The sequence below is a fragment of the Ligilactobacillus pabuli genome (genome assembly GCF_022836475.1).
In the GTDB taxonomy this organism is placed as follows: Bacteria; Bacillota; Bacilli; order Lactobacillales; family Lactobacillaceae; genus Ligilactobacillus; species Ligilactobacillus pabuli.
Window position 1 is genome coordinate 1 of sequence record NZ_BQXH01000039.1, and the last position, 4473, is coordinate 4473.

The window sequence follows — 4473 nt, forward strand, 5'->3', positions numbered from 1 at the left end:
AATAATGAACGAATTTCTTTGAAAACAAAAGGCCTATCTCCGGTAGAATACCGAAAACAGGTCTTAACTAGTTAAAACTTATTTAAATGTCTAACTTTTTTGTTGCACTTCAAAGTCTAGCGCTTTTTATGTTAATCTAGGACCCGATTCAAGTCATCACTTTGACCGGTACCATTCTAAATTTGATTTTTCTAGTGTAAAAGTGAAACCTTTTCCTTTTATTTTTGGCGAACATTAACTATAATAAGTAAGGTTTTTCTTTTTCACTTAAAGTCACCCGAATAATTAGCTGACCTTGAGTAAGATCTGGCAGAAAAAGCAGTCGCATTCACCGTAATTCACTGCAATGTTAGTGATAAACACATTGATTGCAAGGACAACAAGGTTTGGTATAAAGTGAGGATAACGACTGATGGAAAAGACAGTTAGTTTTGGAGGAAGCAATTGTGTTAGAAATGTATTTATTTATTAATCCACTCGGTGGTGTGTGTTATCAAGCTGAAAAAAACATTTTACAGCTCATGCAAGATGCAACAGAAGACGTCCGGTTTCGTTTTATTCCCTTATTAAATATGCAAAGTACTCAAGATGTTATGAAATTAAAAAAACTGCCCGTCAATGACTTGGCGGCTCGCAATCAACTCGTGAGTGAAATCTATCGAGCCTCGCTTGACTTTAAAGCCGCTCTCTTCCAAGGTAAAAAACGCGGGCGAGCTTATTTATTGAACGTACAACAACAAATGAACAACCGGACTAGTCCATACGATGATGAGGTTGCCTTGAAAGCAGCGAAAGAAAGCGGCTTGGACGAAGAAATGTTTTTGCATGACCGGCAGTCGGATTTTGCGGCGCACTCATTTATGCAGGATCAAAAAATGGCGGCAGAAATGAATGTGGCACACCATCCAACGGTTGTATTATTCAATGTTAGCGGCTTTGATTGTGGGATCGCGATGGATGCTTGCGACTCCTATGATGTTTTAACCGATATTTTTGCAGGACGTTCCCCACAGGACTTAGTTGAACAAACCTGCGGACAAAAGACTATTTTAAATCGTGCTCGAACTCCATTAAAAATTAAATTTAACAGCAACAATTAAAAAACAGCCGGACTCAATCGAGTCTGACTGTTTTTTTGTGTGCTGTGCAGTTTGAAACTTTCCTTGTGGACATCACAAGATAAACTATACTCATTTTAGTGACCTCCTATTTTATCATAGGGTAATAACTTTAGTGTTGGGTATAGCACTATTGAGTTTAAATCCCTGTTTTGACAATTCAGGGGGGCATTCATATTATCTTGTCTTCTCAACGAATTTTTCCCCTCTGGTTTTTTAGTCGAACTACAAAACTCAGAAGATTCCGCTTAAAAAGCAAGGACATTCAATGCCAAGTACGCATTAAATGTCCTTGCTCCTTAATCTCGTCTTCCAAACGAGTTTTTCTGTTCTGTTTTTAGCCCAACACTTCTTCTAACTTCGTCAACCGGCGTTCAAAAATGCCGAAAGCTGTTTCTAGATAATCCGTCTGCGTCATATCGACACCAGCCTTTTGCATGATCTCAATTGGATAGGCTGAGCTCCCTGCCGAAAGGTAATCAAGGTAGGCCTGTGTGTCAGCTGGATCGTCATTCAAAATTTTACCCGCTAAAGTTGAAGCGGCCGCAAAGCCGGTTGCATATTGATAAACATAAAAGTCATAGTAAAAATGCGGGATTCGTGCCCATTCATAAGCAATTTGCGGGGTTCCGCCCACTTTTTTACCATAATAGTCCTGGTTGATTTCTAAGTACTTCGCGGACATTTCATCAGCAGTTAACGGCTGACCAGCAGCGTCTTTTTCGTGGAGCCACTGTTCAAATTCAGCAAACTGTGTCTGCCGATAAACCGTACCTTTAAAGCCGTCCAAATAGTAGTTTAGAACATAGGCCTGCACCGCTGGATCTTTTTCATGTTCTAAGAGATAAGCAGTCAACAAGTTCTCATTGGTAGTCGAAGCAATTTCAGCGACAAAGATCGAGTAGTCTCCGTATTGATAAGGCTGATGTTTTTTCGTTAATTGGCTGTGCATACTATGCCCCATTTCATGGACTAATGTATACAAACTATCCAGGTCATCATTCCAATTCAATAAAATATAAGGCGCTGTATCATAACTGCCACCCGAATACGCTCCGCCACGTTTACCTTTATTAGGCAAAACATCGATGTAGCGGTTATCAAAGGCTTCTTGTACGTTAGCGACATATTCTGGGCCGAGAACTGCCAAAGCCTTCAGGGCGATCTTTTTGCCTTCTTCAAAGGTGTAAGATAGCTCTGGCTTGCCAGTCAAAGGTGTATATAAGTCTGCCATATTCAAATCAGGCAGTGCCAAAACCTTTTGGCGCAATGCAACATAACGTTGTAACAAGTCCCGGTGCTGGTGGACCGCTGATACCAAATTATCATAGACACTCAGTGGAATATTATTGGCATTCAACGCCGCTTGCCGGGCACTATCATAATGTCTTGTTTGTGCCGTAAAGTTCTGTATATGCACGTGTGACCCAAGAGTTTTGGCAAAGGTCCGCAAAAATTGTTGATAAACTTGATATAATTTTTCAAAAGCTTGTTGGCGGACATCACGATCACTTGATTGCAGCAACTGGCTATAAGTACTATCAGTCAATTCCGTCCGGCTGCCGTCTTTAGCGACAACATCTTCAAACTGCAGGTCTGCATCATCTAAGACTGAAAAAATATTTTCTGGTGCCGCAAAAATGTCACCTAAAGAAGCCAGCAATTTTTCTTCCGTGCTACTTAAAGTATGCTCTTTAAAGCGCAATGTATCCGCAAATAATTGAGCGTAAGCCTGTAGTTTAGGCTCTGCTTGTTGGTAGCTTGCTACTTGTTGTTCACCCAATGCCAGTAATTCAGGGTTAAACCACGCAAGTTTTCCTTCCAACTGGGCCATCATTGCTTGGGTCTTGGCGAACAATCCCTGCTGTGTGGAATTTGTGGTATCCTGGTCATTTTTCATACTAGCGTATACATAAACCTTTTCAGCCGCACGATAAGTCGCTAACAAGGCCTCTGTCGCAGTCAATAAAGCCTGCGGGCCTGAAGCTAATGTTCCTTGATACTGAGAGAATTTATCTGCTAAATCTTTAACAGCTGTAAAAGCTGCCTCAAATTCTGCCTCGTCTTTAAAAATCAGCCCCAGATTCCAAGTCATCTCTTCTGGAACCTCATTTCGTTGTAACACTTTTTTATTCTCGGGCATTCCATTACCTCCAACTATTGTTTCCAGTCAACTGGTTTAATTGATGTTAATTGTACCGATAATTAGAACTAAATGCAATTTTTCTCATTACTTTGCCAAAATTCTGCCATTCTTGTGCACAAACCGGTCCTAGTTTAACAAAAGGCAACTGAAATAGAATTTTCGGTGTCAAAACTTGTTGCCACGATCGTGAAGAATTAACTAGGTTTTTCGCAAAAATTTTCCACAAATACGGCGGTTGTCGGTAAATTGGCGGAAAATAAGACGAAGCTAGCGTTGAGCGGGCTGTTTCAGCAAAAGACCAGTGATGACGATAACAAAAATTTTGAGCTGCATAAATTTGCCGGTCACGGTAGTGGATCTTTAACGCTAGTCTTTGTTCTTGTTGGTTTCTTTCTCGCTGGGTCAACGGTAAGTAGCGCACATGATGATCAGTCTGAAAAAAATGCAGCAGCTGCGGCACACTCTTGGTGTAAAAACGGAAATACTTCACTGGTAATAAGTCGGCCATTTGAATCCCATATAAAACTTCAAAGCGTTGATAAGCAGGATTTAAATACACCAAATAAAAGCCTACGTTGGCATGCCAGCGAATAAATTGAACAATCTGTTGGGTCAAATGTTTCCGCAAATAATGACGCTGACCCAGCAACCAGAAAAATTTAAAGTGAGCAGTTTGATAGCCAGCCGAGCGGTGAACCATTTGCGAGACACTCAAAGGCGCACACTGAAATTCGAGCGCCAGCTGATGCCCATCGGGAAAAGCGCACAAAACATCTGGTCGCTGACGGAGATTAGCTTGATAAGCTTCTAATTCAACCTGACAATCCAGTTGGGACCATAGCTTGACCAATAACTGTTTTCCAGCTAAATGTTCACTCGTTTCCCCTTCACTAAAAGCACTACAACCATGTTCTCGATGCGCGAAATGAGCAGCCTTTAATTCACCCCTTTTTAAAATCACAGCTTGTCTGCAAGTCGGACAAAAATAGTGTTCAACTCGATTAGCATCTTGTGCATTAACGTAGTTTCCACCCTGTTGTTTAGCATAAAGCATGCGAACACCTCCACTGAGAAGATACGCAAAAAAAGCAAAAATATGGGTCTAAACTTTTTAGTGTTGATGAGATGATCATCAGCACTATTTTTATACGTAAAAAGGACATCATTTGTCCTCTTGTGCTACGATTAAAGTGTCGAAGTCTAATCAAA

The 4473-nt window shown here is 40.9% G+C and carries 4 protein-coding genes; 2 read left to right on the forward strand and 2 right to left on the reverse strand.

Going from position 1 to position 4473, the window contains the following annotated elements; genetic code table 11:
* Positions 1-75 (forward strand): IS3 family transposase (locus LPAF129_RS11325; RefSeq protein WP_373875042.1); only part of this gene is annotated, 75 nt, incomplete at its 5' end.
* A gap of 380 nt (positions 76-455) precedes the next feature.
* Complete coding sequence (locus LPAF129_RS10940; protein ID WP_244057146.1) at positions 456-1100, forward strand: DsbA family protein; 645 nt, start codon at positions 456-458, stop codon at positions 1098-1100.
* 355 nt (positions 1101-1455) lie between these two features.
* Here LPAF129_RS10940 and pepF read toward each other — a convergent pair whose 3' ends face one another.
* Both pepF and LPAF129_RS10950 read right to left on the reverse strand, forming a co-directional pair.
* Positions 1456-3261: an oligoendopeptidase F gene (pepF, locus tag LPAF129_RS10945; protein WP_244057140.1), complete on the reverse strand. Its 1806-nt coding sequence runs from the start codon at positions 3259-3261 to the stop codon at positions 1456-1458.
* A 46-nt stretch (positions 3262-3307) separates the two neighbouring features.
* A complete protein-coding gene (locus LPAF129_RS10950) occupies positions 3308-4318 on the reverse strand; it encodes a competence protein CoiA (protein WP_244057143.1) in 1011 nt (336 codons plus the stop codon).
* Between the last annotated feature and the right edge of the window lie 155 nt (positions 4319-4473).